This is a genomic window from Streptomyces sp. NPDC058664 (assembly GCF_042716635.1).
In the GTDB taxonomy this organism is placed as follows: Bacteria; Actinomycetota; Actinomycetes; order Streptomycetales; family Streptomycetaceae; genus Streptomyces.
In genome coordinates this window covers 46,532-62,836 of record NZ_JBHXRW010000037.1, presented here as the reverse complement: position 1 = coordinate 62,836, position 16,305 = coordinate 46,532, and the positions used below count along the sequence as shown (strand labels likewise).

Annotated in this window: 11 protein-coding genes, 1 tRNA gene and 1 pseudogene; 11 read left to right on the top strand and 2 right to left on the bottom strand. The window is 70.8% G+C overall.

Going from position 1 to position 16,305, the window contains the following annotated elements; all coding sequences use genetic code 11:
* The first annotated feature begins 51 nt into the window (after positions 1 to 51).
* The 9 genes and pseudogenes from ACFWUY_RS27040 to ACFWUY_RS27000 all read left to right on the top strand — a co-directional run bounded on the left by ACFWUY_RS27040 (position 52) and on the right by ACFWUY_RS27000 (position 11,290).
* On the top strand, positions 52 to 1,575 hold the full coding sequence (locus tag ACFWUY_RS27040; RefSeq protein ID WP_384114643.1) for a pyridoxal phosphate-dependent decarboxylase family protein: 1,524 nt from the start codon (positions 52 to 54) through the stop codon (positions 1,573 to 1,575).
* A gap of 46 nt (positions 1,576 to 1,621) precedes the next feature.
* A complete protein-coding gene (locus tag ACFWUY_RS27035) occupies positions 1,622 to 2,839 on the top strand; it encodes a fatty acid desaturase (RefSeq protein ID WP_384114637.1) in 1,218 nt (405 codons plus the stop codon).
* 50 nt (positions 2,840 to 2,889) lie between these two features.
* A complete protein-coding gene (locus ACFWUY_RS27030) occupies positions 2,890 to 3,336 on the top strand; it encodes a cobalamin-dependent protein (RefSeq protein WP_384114629.1) in 447 nt (148 codons plus the stop codon).
* A pseudogene (locus tag ACFWUY_RS27025) lies at positions 3,329 to 4,576 on the top strand (methylaspartate mutase); the annotation flags it as partial. The gene ACFWUY_RS27030 and the pseudogene ACFWUY_RS27025, both read left to right, overlap by 8 nt.
* A 210-nt stretch (positions 4,577 to 4,786) precedes the next feature.
* The gene (locus ACFWUY_RS27020; RefSeq protein ID WP_384114707.1) at positions 4,787 to 6,187 is read left to right on the top strand and encodes an aspartate aminotransferase family protein; all 1,401 of its coding nucleotides are present in this window, start codon (positions 4,787 to 4,789) and stop codon (positions 6,185 to 6,187) included.
* 335 nt (positions 6,188 to 6,522) lie between these two features.
* Complete coding sequence (locus ACFWUY_RS27015; RefSeq protein ID WP_384114624.1) at positions 6,523 to 8,049, top strand: Re/Si-specific NAD(P)(+) transhydrogenase subunit alpha; 1,527 nt, start codon at positions 6,523 to 6,525, stop codon at positions 8,047 to 8,049.
* Position 8,050: 1 nt separating this feature from the next.
* Entirely contained in the window at positions 8,051 to 9,469 is a 1,419-nt protein-coding gene (gene pntB / locus ACFWUY_RS27010; protein WP_384114617.1) for a Re/Si-specific NAD(P)(+) transhydrogenase subunit beta, read from the top strand.
* Positions 9,470 to 9,621: 152 nt separating this feature from the next.
* Complete coding sequence (locus tag ACFWUY_RS27005; protein ID WP_384114610.1) at positions 9,622 to 10,188, top strand: HutD family protein; 567 nt, start codon at positions 9,622 to 9,624, stop codon at positions 10,186 to 10,188.
* Positions 10,189 to 10,291: 103 nt separating this feature from the next.
* Positions 10,292 to 11,290: a hypothetical protein gene (locus ACFWUY_RS27000; protein ID WP_384114603.1), complete on the top strand. Its 999-nt coding sequence runs from the start codon at positions 10,292 to 10,294 to the stop codon at positions 11,288 to 11,290.
* A gap of 48 nt (positions 11,291 to 11,338) precedes the next feature.
* Here the strand turns inward: ACFWUY_RS27000 and ACFWUY_RS26995 are convergent, their stop codons facing one another.
* Entirely contained in the window at positions 11,339 to 13,240 is a 1,902-nt protein-coding gene (locus ACFWUY_RS26995) for an FHA domain-containing protein (RefSeq protein ID WP_384114595.1), read from the bottom strand.
* 621 nt (positions 13,241 to 13,861) lie between these two features.
* On the opposite strand from ACFWUY_RS26995, the gene ACFWUY_RS26990 reads away from it, so the two are divergent.
* The gene (locus ACFWUY_RS26990) at positions 13,862 to 15,028 is read left to right on the top strand and encodes an esterase-like activity of phytase family protein (RefSeq protein WP_384114588.1); all 1,167 of its coding nucleotides are present in this window, start codon (positions 13,862 to 13,864) and stop codon (positions 15,026 to 15,028) included.
* Positions 15,029 to 15,101: 73 nt separating this feature from the next.
* Here the strand turns inward: ACFWUY_RS26990 and ACFWUY_RS26985 are convergent, their stop codons facing one another.
* Positions 15,102 to 15,659, bottom strand: coding sequence for a hypothetical protein (locus tag ACFWUY_RS26985; RefSeq protein ID WP_384114583.1), 558 nt, complete (start codon positions 15,657 to 15,659; stop codon positions 15,102 to 15,104).
* A 543-nt stretch (positions 15,660 to 16,202) separates the two neighbouring features.
* Here ACFWUY_RS26985 and ACFWUY_RS26980 point away from each other — a divergent pair.
* Positions 16,203 to 16,276, top strand: a tRNA-Met gene (locus tag ACFWUY_RS26980).
* Positions 16,277 to 16,305 lie beyond the last annotated feature (29 nt).

Here is a 16,305-nt window from a genome sequence, read left to right as displayed (position 1 = left end):
ACGCCGTCCTCGTCCCGAGCACGGCACACCCCATCGCAGAGGAGACCCCTCGTGTCCACGTCCGCACCCGGACCCCTGTTCCGGACCGCAGGAACCGCCGCAGGTCTGGAGAGCGTCCGGACCCTGATGAACGCGGCCCTCGACATCCTCCAGGAAGTGTCGGCACAGCGCACAGGACCCGTGGCCGCCGGCGGCCCCGAGGGCGCCAGGGCCGCCGCCCGGGAGGCACTGGCCGGCCCCCTGCTGCCGGAGGACGGCAGCGCCCCTGAGACGGCCCTGGCCGACCTCATACGTCCGTACGCGCAGTGGTCGGCCGACCTCACCCACCCGGCCGCCCTCGCCCGCATGCAGCCGCCCCCGATCGACGCCGCCGCCGTCGCCGAACTGGTCGCCGCGGTGCTCAACCAGTCCCTCCACGCGTGGGAGAGCGGCCCCTTCGCCCTGGAGCTCGACCGCTGGGTCGTCGCCAGGCTGGCCGAGCTGGCCGGCTACGACCCCGAGGAGGCGGGCGGCACCCTCACACCCGGCGGCAGCGTGTCCAACCTCATGGCGATGACCATGGCACGGGACACCGTCCTGGCGGAGAAGACCGGCGCGTACCCCTTCCTCGGCGGGATGCGCGCCTGCGCCGGGCAGCCCGTGGTGCTCTGCCCCGTCGGCGTCCACTTCTCCATCGAGCGGGCGGTGCGCCTCCTCGGCATAGGCGAGGAGAACATCGTCACCGTTCCGGTCGACAAGGCCGGCCGGATGATCCCCGAGGAAGCCGACCGGATCCTCCGCGAGCTCCCCGAGGACAGGATCGCCGTCGCCATGGTCGCGGTGGCCGGCTCCACCGACCTCGGCATCGTCGACCCGCTGCCGGAACTGGCGGCCGTCGCCCGGCGCCACGGCGTCTGGCTGCACGCCGACGCGGCGTACGGGGCCGGCGCCCTCTTCTCCCCCCGCCTGCGCGGCCTCCTCGACGGCCTCGCCGAGGCCGACTCGATCACGGTGGACCTGCACAAGTTCGGCTGGGCCCCGGCCTCCTCCGCCGTGCTCCTGGTCCGCCGGGCCGAGACGCTGCTGTCCTTCGGCCTCCAGCCCACCACCTGCCTCAGCGCGGACGACGACACCTGCGCCGGCTTCATCGGACTGCAGGGCAGCTCCCTGCAGACCACCCGCCGGTCCGACGCGCTGAAGATCGCGGTCACCATGCGCACCCTCGGCGCCAGGACCATGGCGGCCATGGTGGACACCTGCCACGACCTCGCGCGGTACGCGGCGGAGCGGATCGACCGCGAGGCGCGGCTCGAGCTCTTCGCCGAACCGCCGCTCACCTCGGTGCTCTTCCGCTACGTCCCGCCGCAGGGCGGCGACGCGGACGCCGACGCGTTCAACGGACGCCTGCGCCGCCGCCTCATGGAGGAAGGGCGCTCCCTCATCGCCCGCACGCACATCACGGGCGAGGACGGCGTCAGCCGTGTCTACCTGAAGCTGATGCTGCTCAACCCGGAGACCACCCCGGAGCAGCTCGACCACGTCCTGGACGACCTGCTGGCCGCCGCCGAGGAGCAGGAGACCGGAGAGCACGCGTGACGCCTCGCGTCACGCGCCGGGAGAGTCCAGTGGAGAGAGACCGGAAATGTCCGAGGTGAACGCCCCGCGTGCGGTGCCCGCGACCGGCCCTGGCGAGCCGGACCCCGTACGCGAATCCATGCAGGTGCTGCCGCGTGCGTTCGCGACGCCGCTCACCCTGCTGACCGGCCGGCCGTACGCGGGACAGCGCCCCGTCCGCCCCACGCCCACCCGGCACCTGGTGAACGCCCTCGTCTCGTGCGCCCTCGGCGTGGCCCTCGGGGTGACGGGCCTGGCGGCCGGCGGCCCGCTGCTCGCCCTGCTCGTGCCCGGCTGGGCCGCGACCCTGCACGGCGCCCGCAACCTGCGGATGATGATCTACCACCAGTGCGCCCACCAGAACATGTGGCGCAAGCGGAAGCCCGACGTACTGGTGGGCCGGCTCATCGCCGCGGCGCTCATGATCCAGGACTTCGACCGCTACAGCGCCGAGCACGTCGGTGACCACCACGCCGTGCACCACATGACGACCCGGGACCCCACCGTCCAGGCCTTCCTGGTGACCCTGAAGCTGCGGCCCGGCATGAGCCGTGGCCGGATGTGGCGCAGGGTGCTGGGCGTCTGCGTCTCCCCCTGGTTCCACGTCCGCTTCCTGGTCGCCCGGGTCCGCTCGTACTACACCTACGCCCCGCCCGCCTGGCGGGTCGGCACCACCCTGGTGTACGCGCTCGTGGCGGCGGTCGTCACGGTGCTCGGCCTGTGGGTGCCGGTCCTCGTCGCCTGGGTCCTGCCGATGACGCTGTTCTTCCAGATCAGCAACGTCTTCCGGCTCTGCGTGAAGCACAGCTTCCCGCAACCGGACCAGGCTCCCCGCCGCGGCAAGGAGTACTTCGCGAGCCTCACCAACGCGATCTTCGTCGGGGAGCGCGCGCCTTCGCCGCGGCTTCCGGTGCTGCGGCGTCACGCGGCCTGGGCGCGCTGGTGGTTCCGCATGCTGTTCGTCCACTTCCCGGCCCGCTACCTGGTCCTCACCGGTGACACGGTCGTGCACGACTACCACCACCGCTACCCCATGAGCCGGGAATGGGCCTCGTACCTCTTCGCGCGGGAGGAGGACCACCGGCGCGGAGCACCCGGCTGGCCCCCGTACCACGAGGTGTGGGGTCTTGTCCCGGCCATCGACCACGTCCTCGACTCGCTGCGGACGGCCGATCCCGAGGAGTTCGATCCCGATCGCCTCGCCGAGGTCAACCACCGCGCCCTGTTCATGGCGTTCGAGGACTGACCGACCACCCACGGGTCCCAAGGACACCGGAATCCGAGAGGAAGCTGCCGATGCACGCGCTGCCAGGCCGGGGTGAACGCCTCGTCGTCCTCGGCGTCGCCGAGAGCGACGCCCACGCCGTCGCCAACCAGCTCATCGCCCTGCAACTGCGGGACTACGGCTTCACCGTGGTCAACCTCGGGGTCTGCACCCCGCTCGGCGACTTCGCCGACGCCGTGGACGCACACCCGCAGGCCGAGGCCGTGCTCATCGGCAGCCTCAACGGTCACGCCCGGCACGACCTCCGGGATCTGCCGGCGCTGCGGGCCGCGGGCCGGCTCCGCCCGCCCGTGATCGTCGGGGGCAACCTGTCCGTGGGCAGCCGTACGACCGAGGCGGACCTGCGGCGCCTCCGGGACCTGGGGGTCGACCACATCCTGACCGACGGCAACGAGATCGTGCTGCTCCTCGACCGGCTGCGGAGCACGGGCAAGGCGGCCGAACTCCAGCATGACTGAGCTCGACGTACTCGAACTGGCCCCGGACGTCGCCGACTCGCTTCCCGACTGGTCCGAGGTCGTGGCCCACCTCGCCTCGCCGCGGCTGCCGCGCGTGGTCGACGTGCTACGGGCCGCGGAGGCCCGGGGCCGCCCCGCCGTACAGCCCCGCTGCGGGGTGGGCGGGCACGGGCCGATGAGGGAGCTGCTGCGCGAACTGGAGGGCGCGGGACCGGACATCCTGTCCGTCACGATCGACTCGCACACACGGCTGCGGAAGTTCCGCGCGGCGCGGGACGTCCTGCTCCGCGACCCGGCCGAGCTCAACGGCTATCCGCTGGTCACCCACGGGTGGCGAAGGGGCCGGGAGCTCGTCGGGACGGTGGGCGTGCCCCTGGAGGTGCGCCACGGTTCACCCGACCCCCGCGAACTGTTCGCCGTCTCCCTGGTCTCGGGCATCACCTCCTTCGAGGGCGGCGGCATCGGCTACAACCTGCCCTACTCCAAGGACGTTCCGCTGTCCCGCTCCCTGCGCGCGTGGCAGCGGGTCGACGCCGTGTGCGGCACGCTGGCCCGCTCCGGGGTCGTCGTCGACCGGGAGCTCTTCGGAACGCTCACCGCCGTGCTCGTCCCGCCGTCGGTGAGCCTCGCCATGACGCTCCTGGAAGGGGCCGCCGCCGTCGCGGAAGGCGTCCGCTGCCTGTCGATCTCCTATCCCCAGAGCGGTGAGGTCCACCAGGACGTCGCGGCCCTGCGCGCGACGCGCACCCTGGCCCGCCGCTACCTCGGCCCGGACGTGGAGGTCTATCCCGTCCTCCACGAGTTCATGGGAGTGTTCCCCACCACCCACGAGTTCGCGGGCGGACTGATCCTGCTGGGCGGGCTGACCGCCCGGCTCGGCGGCGCCACCAAGGTGATCACGAAGACGGTGCAGGAGGCGCGGGGCATCCCCGACGCGGCCGCGAACGCCTCCGGACTGCGCACGACGGCCTTCGGGGCGTCGGACCTGCTGGACTTCGTCCGCGTGGACGAGGACCGGGTGGCGGAGGAACAGCACTGGATCGAGCGCGAGGTGGCCGAGCTCGTCGAGCCGGTCCTCGCGGCCGGCAGCCTCTTCGAGGGCATCGAGGGGGCCTTCCGGGACGGCAGGCTCGACATCCCGTTCAGCGCCAGCGTCCACGCCCGCTCCGAGATCGTGCCGCGTCGCGACGCCCGCGGCGCGGTCCGGTACGGGAGCAGTGGGAACCTGCCCTTCTCCGGTCCGGTGCTGCGCCGCCAGGCCGCGCTGCTGCGCGACGCGGAGGGGACCCCGCCGCGCAGCCGGATGGCGGCGGTCCACGCCGACATCCACCACTTCGTCGCCAGGGAACAGTCCCTGTTCGCCCCCGGCCGCCCGCCCTCCGGCAGCCGTCGGCCCCCGCCCCCCGACCCCTCCCGCACATCGCTCTCCCTACCACCGATCGAGGTACCCATGACGAGCACCGCATCCGGCTTCTCCGCCCCCGTCCCCGCCGGTCTGCCCGATCCGGAGGCCGGCGCCCGCGTCGTCGCCGACGACCGGGCCCACCTGTTCCACTCCTGGGCCGCGCAGGGTGCCGTGAACCCGATGCCGGTCGCCGGGGGAGAGGGCCGCCACTTCTGGGACTACGAGGGCAGGCGCTACCTCGACTTCTCCTCGCAGTTCATCAACCTGAACATCGGTCACGCCCACCCCAAGGTCGTCGCCGCCATCAAGGACCAGGCCGACCGGATCTGCATGATCGCCTCGACCTTCGCCAACGACCGGCGCGGCGAGGCCGCCCGGCTGATAGCGGAGATCGCGCCGGGCGACCTCAACCGGGTGTTCTTCACCAACGGCGGAGCCGAGGCCAACGAACACGCCGTCCGCATGGCCCGCATCCACACCGGACGTCCCAAGATCCTCTCCGCGTACCGCTCCTACCACGGAGGGACGGCGACCGCGATCAGCCTCACCGGCGATCCGCGCCGCTGGGCGAACGAGAACTCCGGCAGCGCGTCGGGGAACGTCGCCCACTTCTTCGGCCCGTACCTGTACCGCTCCCACTTCCACGCGACCACGGAGGCCGAGGAGTGCGAGCGCGCCCTCGCCCACCTCGAACAGGTCATCGCGTTCGAGGGTCCGTCCACGATCGCGGCGATCGTGCTGGAGACGGTCGTCGGCACCGCCGGGATCCTGGTCCCCCCGCCGGGCTACCTCGCCGGGGTCCGGGAGCTCTGCGACCGTTACGGCATCCTCTACATCGCGGACGAGGTCATGTCCGGCTTCGGCCGCACGGGCGCCTGGTTCGCCGTCGACCACTGGGACATCACCCCGGACCTGATCACCTTCGCCAAGGGCGTCAACTCCGGTTACGTGCCGCTCGGCGGGGTCGTTCTCTCCGACGCCGTGCACGAGACCTTCCGCGACGTGGCCTACCCCGGTGGGCTCACCTACTCCGGCCACCCCCTGGCGTGCGCCGCCGCGGTGGCCACCATCACCGCGATGCGGGAGGAGGGCGTCAACGAGAACGCCGCGCGCGTGGGAGCGGAGGTCATCGGCCCGGGCCTCCGCGAGATCGCCGAGAGGCACCCGTCGGTCGGAGAGGTGCGCGGGCTCGGCGTGTTCTGGGCCGTGGAACTCGTCCGCGACCGGGAGACCCGCGAGATGCTCGTCCCGTACGCCGCCGGCGGTGAGCTGGCCCGCCCCGTGGACGAGGTGGTCGCCGCGTGCAAGGAGGGCGGCATGTGGCCGGTGTACAACTACAACCGCATCCACGTCGTCCCCCCGTGCACCATCACCGACGAGGAGGCCCGCGAGGGCCTGGCCATCCTCGACCAGGCCCTGTACGCCGCCGACAAGTACGTGGGCTGACCGCTCGCTCCCGAGTGGGGCGGACGTTTCCACGTCGCGGGTCAGGGGGCCGTTCCGGAGAGATCCGGAACGGCCCCTCGGCCGTTCCCGGGGACCGGCGGAGCCCGGACGGCGAGCGGAGGAACGCCGGGACGGCACCGGTTTCGAGGGCGCGGCGTTACACAGGCACGAGATCCGGGTCCTGTCGAGTGTTGCGTGTACCTCACCAGTGGGTGCTGTTCAAGGAGAGCCCCCGACGGCCAAGCTGAGCGGCGTGCTCCGGATCCTTGCGGACGCACTTCTGATCGAGTCGAGAACACGCCGTTGACGGCCAGAGCAGCGAACGGAGAACACTCGTGATTGTCGGAGTCCTCAAGGAAGCGCGGGCAGGTGAGAGTCGCGTCTCGGCCACCCCGGCCACGGTCGGACAGATCCGCGCACTGGGGTACGAGGTCGTCGTCGACCCGGGCGCGGGCGTCGCGGCCGGCTTCACCGACGGCGCCTACGAGGCCGCCGGTGCGACCGTCGGTGACGCGGCGGGCGCGGACGTGGTGCTGGGGGTCAACGCCCCCAGTCCGGCGCAGCTGGACCGGGTACGGCCGGAGGCGACGGTGATCGCCCTGTTCGCGCCGGCCTTCGACCCGGCGATGGTCGAGGATCTGGGCCGGCGTCCCTTCACGGCGTTGTCCATGGACGCGGTGCCGCGCATCAGCCGGGCGCAGTCGATGGACGTGCTGTCGTCCATGGCGAACATCGCCGGCTACCGGGCCGTCATCGAGGCCGCGCACGAGTTCGGGCGGTTCTTCACCGGGCAGGTGACGGCGGCGGGCAAGGTGCCGCCGGCGAAGGTGCTCGTCGCGGGCGCGGGTGTGGCGGGTCTCGCCGCGATCGGCGCGGCCGGGTCGCTCGGCGCGATCGTGCGGGCGACCGACCCGCGACCGGAGGTGGCCGAACAGGTCCGGTCGCTGGGCGGCGAGTACCTGTCGATCGAGTCCCCGGAGGTGGAGGTCTCCAAGACCGGCTACGCGAAGGAGATGGGCGAGGACTACAAGGCGCGTGAGGCCGAGCTGTACGCCGCGCAGTGCCGCGAGGTCGACATCGTCATCACCACCGCGCTGATCCCGGGCCGTCCCGCGCCGACGCTGATCACCGCGGAGATGGTGGCGAGCATGAAGCCGGGGTCGGTCGTCGTCGACATGGCCGCCGCCAACGGCGGCAACGTCGTGGGCACGGTGAAGGGCGAGAAGGTCCTCACCGAGAACGGTGTGACGATCATCGGCTACACCGATCTCGCCGGGCGGCTGCCGGCGCAGGCCTCGCAGCTGTACGGCACGAACCTGGTCAACCTGCTGAAGCTGATGACGCCCGGCAAGGACGGCCTCCTGATCCTCGACTGGGACGACCCGGTGCAGCGCTCGATCACCGTCGTCCGCGCGGGCGAGTCGGCGTGGCCGCCCCCGCCGGTCCAGGTCTCCGCCGCCCCGGCCCCCGTGCCCGCGGCGCCCGCGAAGGAGCCCGCGCCGAAGAAGGCGCCGATGACGCCGAAGCAGAAGTTCGGCGGCGTGGCCCTGGGCGCGCTGGCGCTGTTCCTCACCGCCGCCTTCGCCCCGGCGGCGCTGCTGCCCCACGTGACGGTCTTCGTCCTCGCGATCGTGATCGGCTACTACGTGATCGGGCACGTGCACCACGCGCTGCACACGCCGCTGATGTCGGTGACGAACGCGATCTCCGGGATCATCGTCGTCGGCGCACTCCTCCAGATCGGTCACACGAGCACGACGGTCACGGTGCTGTCGTGCGTGGCGATCCTGCTGGCCAGTATCAACGTCTTCGGCGGCTTCGCGGTGACGCGTCGCATGCTCGCCATGTTCAACCGGAGCTGACATGACTGCGACCCTCGCCGCCCAGGCGGCCTACCTCGTTGCCGCGCTGCTGTTCATCCTCGCCCTCGCAGGGCTCTCCAAGCACGAGTCGGCCCGGCTCGGCAACGCCTTCGGCATGCTCGGCATGGGCGTCGCGCTCGTCGCGACCGTCGTGCTCGCGGTCGACGGCGACATCAGCACCGCCGGCCTCGGCCTGATGGCCGTCGCGATGCTGACCGGCGCCCTCATCGGCCTGCGGCGCGCCCGCGGCGTCGAGATGACCGGAATGCCCGAACTCATCGCGCTGCTCCACTCCTTCGTCGGCCTGGCCGCCGTGCTCGTCAGCTGGAACGGCTACCTCAACGTCGAGCACGACCCCGACGGCCACGAGGCCACGGCCCTGGACGCGCTCGGCACCCTCGGTATCCACCACGCCGAGGTGTTCATCGGCCTGTTCATCGGCGCGGTGACCTTCACCGGCTCCATCGTGGCGTACCTGAAGCTCGCCGCGAAGATCGACTCCAAGCCGCTGGTGCTGCCGGGCAAGAACGCCCTCAACCTCGGCTCGCTGGTCCTCTTCGTCGCCCTGACGGTGTGGTTCGTGATCACGCCGGAACTGTGGCTGCTGATCACCGTGACCGTGCTGGCCCTCGCCCTGGGCTGGCACCTGGTGGCCTCGATCGGCGGCGGCGACATGCCGGTCGTCGTCTCCATGCTGAACAGCTACTCCGGCTGGGCGGCGGCGGCCTCCGGCTTCCTGCTCGGCAACGACCTGCTGATCATCACCGGCGCCCTCGTCGGCTCGTCCGGTGCCTACCTGTCGTACATCATGTGCAAGGCCATGAACCGCTCGTTCCTCTCCGTGATCGCCGGCGGCTTCGGCATCGAGGCGCCCTCGGGCTCGGACGTCGACTACGGCGAGCACACCGAGATCACCGCCGAGAGCGCCGCCGAACTCCTCACCGCGGCCCGCTCGGTGGTCATCACGCCCGGGTACGGCATGGCCGTCGCCCAGGCGCAGTACCCGGTCGCGGAACTCACCGCGAAGCTGCGCGCCAAGGGCATCGACGTACGGTTCGGCATCCACCCCGTCGCCGGCCGCCTGCCCGGCCACATGAACGTCCTCCTCGCCGAGGCCAAGGTGCCGTACGACATCGTCCTCGAAATGGACGAGATCAACGACGACTTCGCCAAGACCGACGTCGTCCTCGTCATCGGAGCCAACGACACGGTCAACCCGGCCGGAGCGGAGGACCCCAGCAGCCCGCTCGCCGGCATGCCGGTCCTCACCGTCTGGGAGGCCGGCAAGGTCATCGTCTTCAAGCGCTCGATGGCCTCCGGTTACGCCGGCGTGCAGAACCCGCTGTTCTTCAAGGAGAACACCGCGATGCTCTTCGGCGACGCGAAGACCCGCGTCGAGGACATCGTCGGAGCCCTCTGAGCCGGAGCCCTCCGAGAAGCACGACGAGCAGGGGTCTTGCCGTGAGTTCCCCGATGGCAGCCCTCCGCCATGGGCGGTCATCGGGGAACGACCCCCTATCGTTGTCCGCCCGGGTGATCCGCACCCGTACCGCACACAGTTCAGGAGCCCGCGTGCACCACTTCGATGTCGAGGCCCTGAAGGCGGGCCGGTGGCGCAACGGTGGAGGTGCCACGAGGGAGATCGTCTCGTGGCCGGTGGGTGCCGAGGAGTTCCAGTGGCGTGCGAGCGTGGCCGACATCGACCGGCACGGGCCGTTCTCGGCCTTTCCCGGTGTCGACCGGACGTTCACCCTACTGGCGGGCGACGGGGTGCGGCTGACGGCCCCGGGGACGTTCGACCGGACGGCGCGAGCGGAGGAGCCTCTCGGGTTCTCCGGTGACCTGGAGCTGACCGCCGAACCGCGTGGCGGGGCCTGCCGGGTGCTCAACATCATGGTGCGGCGCGGCCACCGGGCGGCACGGGTGGACCGGATCACCGGGCCCGTCGTGCCGCCCAGCGGCCACGCCGCGGTGTTCTACGTACTGCGCGGCCACTGGCGGGCGGGTACCGAAGGGCGCCCGCTGGCCGCGGGCCAGGGCGTGTGGTGGGACGAGAACGACGTCACGCCGGACCGAGCGGCCACACCGCTCTCGCCCGATGCCGTCGCCCTGTGGGCGGACATCGCGCCGGTGAGGTGAGTACGGTGGCCGTCGACGTCGCCCCCCACCCGCGGGGAGCGGAGCGAGAGGCCGTCGAGGAGCGGCGTCCAGTGCTCGCGACGAATCGCTTCGGAGAAACGGCATGCCCCGCACCACACCCCCGCGTCCCGCTGATGTCGAGGAGCTCTTTCCCCGTCTTGCCGAGTTCCGGCGGACAGCGACGCGACTTCACCCGCGCCCCGGCGACCCGAAGGCACGGGACAGCTCCGTCGCAGGCCCCATGCTGTGGCCGGCCGACGAACCCTGGCCCATGTGCACCGCCGTCCACCCCAGGGAAACCGGGCACCTGCTGGCCGACGTCCGACTCGCACGCCGTATCCATGCGGCTTCGGAGGGGCGGAAGAAGACCGAAGAGGAGATCGCTCTCCTCGGCACTCTCCGAGACGGGCCGCACGACCTCGGCATCGACGACGCGGACCCCATCCCGATGTCGGCCGTCGCGCAACTGTGGGCACGGGACATCCCCGACCTCACCGGGCCCGACGGATACGACCTCCTCCAGGTCTTCTGGTGCCCGTTCGAGGCGCACGGCCCCGACGCGAGCGTGGACGTCGTACTGAAGTGGCGCCGCAGCCAGGACATCGGTGCTGTACTCGGCGAACAGCCCGAGCCGCTCGTCGTCGGCTCACCCGAGTGCGTTCCCCAGCCCTGCGGCCTCCACCCCGAGCAGATCGTCGAGCACGAGTACCTCGGCCTGCTTCCCGAGGATCTGCGGGAAGCCATCGCGACGTGGGAGGAGGAGCTCATCGAGGAGGAAGCGGAAGCGGACTTCCCCACCGACTACTCCGGTGACCTGTCCCTCGCCCCCGGCTGGAAGGTCGGTGGCTTCGCCACCTGGCACCTCACCGGCCCGCGCACCGTCGACTGCACCGTGTGCGGCAGTCCCATGCCGCCGCTCCTCACCGCCCATCACGTCGAGTGGGATCCCGCCTCGGAGAGCTGGGCTCCGCCGGAAGACCGCCGCCCCGATCTGTACCGGCACGTCATCACCCCCACGGGCGTGTACCTGGGGCGCGGCCACCTGCGCGTCCACACCTGCCCCGCAGACGCGTTCCACCCCCATCGGCTGAGCTTCCAGTAGCAGGAGGGGAGAGGCTTCCGAGTCGGCAGGGACCCGAAGCCTCCGTGATCACGATGCCGCGGGGGTCTTCGCCGTGGGGGCCGCGAGCGGTGGACCCTGCTGGTAGAAGATGTCGATGTCCACCTCTTCGCCCCCGACGATCAGGGTGTCCCACGCTCCGCTCTCCCACAGCGTGCGCAGGGTCGACGAGCCGAGCGACTCCAGGTGGTTCCGGAGAGTCGGGTCGTCGGGCATGCCGGGTACGCGTGACGCCAGCCGGTCGCGGATCGACCGCAGTCGTTCCATGAGGGCGTCGATCTCCGCGTTCCTGTCGAGGTCCTTCCCCTCCCACTCCTCGATGCTCTGGGCGATCTTCTCCTTGATCGGGCGGCTGACGCCGTTCTCGTCGGTGGTGATCATCGTGTTCCAGGCGCGGCTCTTGTGCCGGTACTGGAGCATGGACATCGCCGCTTCGTGACGTGCGAAGTCGGCGTCGCGGAACGGCCTGCCCGTCCAGGCTCCGTTGAGGGACCGGGCCAGCGAGATGGCGGAACCCAGGCCGCTGTTGAGCCCGCGGCCCGGCCAGAAGTGGATGGCGTTGGCGGCGTCCCCGAGGAGGAATCCGTACGTTCCGGGGGAGGTGGACGTGGACGAGTGCAGACGAGTGGTGAACCTGGGGCGCTGCACCATGTCGAGCCGGAAGGCGGTGACGGCGCTCAGGTCCTTCTCGGCGACGCCGAACAGCGCCAACCCCTCCAACGCCCGCTTCCACAGGGCCGAACCCCTGACCATGGCCGGCAGGAAGAGCGTGCTGTGCGTCGAGCACTGGAAATCGCCATGGTCGTCGCGTCCCATGACGCACGGGCGTGAGGCGATGCACTCCTCGAACACGTGCCGGACCGGATCGATGCCGACCACTTCCGCGGCCTCGGCGTCGGTGAGCCGCATGTTCAGGAATCCCTCGCCGCGAAGGGCGTTGAGGAGAAACCGGTTCTGGGCCACGGTCAGCAGGACCGTCATGGGGTCCGTCAGGGTCGACTTGACGCGTAGCCCCAGGACGACGTCCTGAACATGCTGACCGTGCAGCGAATAGATGGACTTGTCGGCGTTTCCGAACTTGTCGGCGAAATACTCCCGCGTTCGGGAGCGGCCGCCCTCGCAAATGGCGAGTACGTGATCCCTGGTCCCGGACTTCTGGTGCTCGGCCGCGTCGAACGCGGCGGGGACCAGCCGGATACGGTCCGGCTTTTCGTTGGCCAGTTCGAGGAGCGTGTCCTCGATGTAGGCGATTCGGAGGTTCCTCGGGCTGTAGCCGCGGATCGAGTCGGGGCCGACCGGCCACATCTCGGAGTACGCGTCGCCGCGGAACAGTCGTCCCTGGACCTCGTCGGGGAGGTTCAGGTACTGGCGGCTCTGCACCGTGACGACCTGCTGCCGGCGTATGTTGCCCTGGCTTTCGCTCTTCCAGACGACCTTCGCCCCGTCCTGCGTCCAGCGGCCGTCGTACACGGTGATGGCGACACGATGCCCCATGAGGTGTTCCAGGAGCAGGGCGAAACTCAAGCCGACGGGGCCACCGCCCGAAACCGTGACGTTCAGTACCGGCCCCGCCGCCAGGGCCGCCTGGGAGGAGGGACCGAGCGGCCGCAGCACGGAGAGATCGAGGATGGTCTCCATCGCGTCGGCCGCTTCGAAACGGAACGTCTCGGTTCCGATCTCGATGAGATCTCCGGGCTGCAGTTCGTGCGAGGTCACACGCGCGCCGTTGACTTGTGTTCCATTACTGCTGCCACTGTCGTACAGCACGAATCCGTGGCCCTCGCGGCGTACTTCGGCGTGAAAGCGTGAGACGTTCCCGCCGACTATCACTATGCTGTTGTCGCCGTTGCGACCCAGTGTTACCGGTGTGGTACCGATCGGGAACTGCTGTCCAGCCAAGGAGCCTTGATGGCCGACAAGCCGAGGAGGCATGGGTCACCCAATTCCATAAGTCACGGATCCGATGACGAATTGTGAAACCGGTAACTGGAGGCAGCGCCCTGCGTCACACGCCGCGAGTTGCCCGGCACGCAGAGCAATCTTAATGTGGCCGCGACGCCGATGAGAAGGCGTACGGACCGACTGATCACCATACGGTGGTCATTCCGTGAAGATGTAACAGCAAAGGCCCGATGGGGCGGCTGAGTCACAGGTGAATTGTGCGGCAGGAATAGCGTGGCGTGTCCGAGCGGGGGAGCGGGCGCCGGAGTCGGCGAACCGGTCGTCCCTCTTACATGCTTCAGCGGTGATCCCTCCTTCCGGGAAGGAGGGATCAAGTCGAGACAAGCCCCGTTCCCGCCGTGGCCGTCCCGGCGTACCGGACCGCGGTCGACTCCGGGACGGACGGCACCACGCCGTACGCCGACGCGGAGGGCGACACCTGGACCGCCGACCGGGCGTGGCGCTTCCCTTCCCGTTCGGTGCCGGTCCCGACGGCGACGTCGTGCTCGCGGCGGGTGGTGTCGCGGCGGACGGGTGATGACAGCGGGGCGTCGGCAGCAATACCCGTGTGGGTGACTGTGGCGCGGGCCGGGCCGGGTCATGATCATCCGCATGAGGACATCCCTGATTCGCCGCGCGTGCGTGGCGGCCCTGCTCCTGACGACGGCGCTGACCCCCGCGGTGGCCGCCGCAGGCCAACCCGGCGTCCCCCCGGAGAAGTCGGAGCCGCCGCTGAAGGCCCGACTGCTCGGCGAGAAGATCGTTCCGTACAAGCTGGACTTCCAGGGCACCACCGTCGGCGGCCTCTCCGGCATCGACCGCGACCGGTGCACCGGCGAGTACGTGTTCATCAGCGACGACCGCTCGTACCTCCAGCCCGCGCGTTTCTACACCGCCAGGCTGGACGTGGGCGCCGACGGCGTGCGCTCCGTCGACTTCACCGGCACCCACGCGTTCCGCCAGCCGGACGGCTCGGTCTACCCGGCGCCGTCCGCCGCGGACGGCAAGGCCGTCGACCCGGAGGAGATCCGGGTCGACCCGGTCAGCTGCCGCTACTGGTGGGGGCAGGAAGGCGACCGGCCCACGGCGGCCGGCGCCCCGCTGATCCAGCCGTCGCTCCAGTTCGCCTCGCCCACCGGCACCTACCTCGGTCAGCTGCGGCTGCCGCCGAACTACGAGATCTCCGCGGAAGAGCGCGGGCCGCGCCGGAACCAGGGGATCGAGGCGTTCACCTTCGGCTCCCACGGGCGGGTGGTGACCAGCGCGATCGAGGGCCCGCTGATCCAGGACGGCCCGGTGCCCGACCTTCGCAACGGCGCGCTCGTCCGGGTCACGCAGCAGAACCGCGCGGGCCGGACGCTCGGTCAGTTCGCCTACCCCATCGAGAAGATCTTCGCCGAGTCCGACCCCGAGAGCCCGTGGGGCCCGGACACCGGCGTCCCCTCGCTCCTCGCCTTCCCCGACGACCCCCACCGCTACCTCGTGCTCGAACGCACCTGGGTCGCCGGCGCGGGATACAAGATCCGCCTGTACGACGCCACCACGCGCGGGGCGACCGATGTGCGGGCGATGGACTCCCTGGCCGGACAGCGCGTCGTACCGATGCGGAAGAAGCTCCTCGCGGACTTCGACACCCTGGGCCTGTCCACCGTCGACAACACCGAGGGCATGACGTGGGGACCCGCCCTGCCGTCCGGTGAACGCTCACTGATCCTGGTCAGCGACGACAACTTCGACAAGGAAGCGGTCACGCAGATCGTCGCCCTCGCCGTCCGCTGAACGGCCGCGACGAGCAGGGTCAGTTCGTGACGGACCGCCAGGGGGCCTCCGGGGATGGTCTGTCGGGCACCCCCTAAGGGGTGCCCGAGGAAGTCACCGAGGAAGTCACCGAGGAAGGCACCGTGGGAGTCACCGTGGGCGTCCCGGAGACGATCTCCGGGTTGAGCGCGTCGAAGTAGACCACGTCCGTCACGGGGTCCAGGTGGAACGTGCCGTGGTAGAGGGAGCGGGTGACAGCGCTGTCGTAGCCGGGGCTGCGCAGCCATCCGGCTCCGGCCGGCAGGAACTCCGCCAGGGCCTCCGGCGGTGGGACCGGGGTGGAGGGCGCGAAGTCGTGCCCGGACCGCGCGACGATCGCCCCGACCGTTCCCACGGGCAGGTGGGCGGTCCCGACCAGGCGGGTCCGCGGGTCCTGGTCGGGAAGCAGTTCGCGACCCGAGTCGTCCGGGTTGTAGGCCAGCCAGTGGGCGTCGGAGAGCCGGCCGATCGCGGAGAACCGGCGCCGGAGCGGTTCGAGGTCGGTCCGTACCTTCCCGTGCACGGGCGCGTCGCCGTCGGCGGCGGGCCCGCACGCGCCGGCACCGCCCCCCAGGACGACGACCCCGCCGAGCAGAAGCGCTCGACGACTCACGGATCGCGGCATTCCCATGTTCCCCACCCCTGGCTGTACTTCGGCTCTCGGGCCGGGCGAGCGGACGAACGGACCCCGGCCGGTAGACCGGCCCACAGCGTCCCGCACCACTCGCCACGCGCCCGGGGCAGGCCCGTCGACCGCCCCGGGGAACGGTATCCGCCCAGGCGGTGTCTTCACACGATCACCGCTTGTGGATCATGGTGGCGTGATGCGTCGCCATGAACTGTCCGATGCCGAGCGGAGTTCGTCCGGTCGTTGCGGGGGCATGAACGGCTGGACGACCGTCGGGCCCCGAACGGGATCGTGGGGAAGTTCCGGACCGGACGGCCTGACAGGACGTGCCCGATCGTTACGGGCCGCGGGCCACGCCGCGTACGCGTTTTCGCAGATGGGCGGCGGCCGGAACACCGACGCTCGCGGCCGCGCAGCCGCACGCCGTGGTGGCGCCCGCCCCACGCGGCGTCCGACACGGCATCGCGGGCGTGACAGCGACATCTGGTTTTGAGGGTGCCGCGGGTGGCGTAGTGTTGTGCCTACCGACGCGGGGTGGAGCAGCTCGGTAGCTCGCTGGGCTCATAACCCAGAGGTCGCAGGTTCAAATCCTGTCCCCGCTACTGACGTGACATGAGGCCCGGATCCTGTG

Bases quoted from the DNA above. Each gene is read 5' to 3' on its own strand.
- ACFWUY_RS27035 (WP_384114637.1), top strand. From the start codon at position 1,622: ATGTCCGAGGTGAACGCCCCGCGTGCGGTGCCCGCGACCGGCCCTGGC.
- ACFWUY_RS27000 (WP_384114603.1), top strand. From the start codon at position 10,292: ATGCCCCGCACCACACCCCCGCGTCCCGCTGATGTCGAGGAGCTCTTT.
- ACFWUY_RS26990 (WP_384114588.1), top strand. From the start codon at position 13,862: ATGAGGACATCCCTGATTCGCCGCGCGTGCGTGGCGGCCCTGCTCCTG.
- pntB (WP_384114617.1), top strand. From the start codon at position 8,051: ATGACTGCGACCCTCGCCGCCCAGGCGGCCTACCTCGTTGCCGCGCTG.
- ACFWUY_RS27030 (WP_384114629.1), top strand. From the start codon at position 2,890: ATGCACGCGCTGCCAGGCCGGGGTGAACGCCTCGTCGTCCTCGGCGTC.
- ACFWUY_RS27020 (WP_384114707.1), top strand. From the start codon at position 4,787: ATGACGAGCACCGCATCCGGCTTCTCCGCCCCCGTCCCCGCCGGTCTG.
- ACFWUY_RS26995 (WP_384114595.1), bottom strand. From the start codon at position 13,240: ATGCCTCCTCGGCTTGTCGGCCATCAAGGCTCCTTGGCTGGACAGCAG.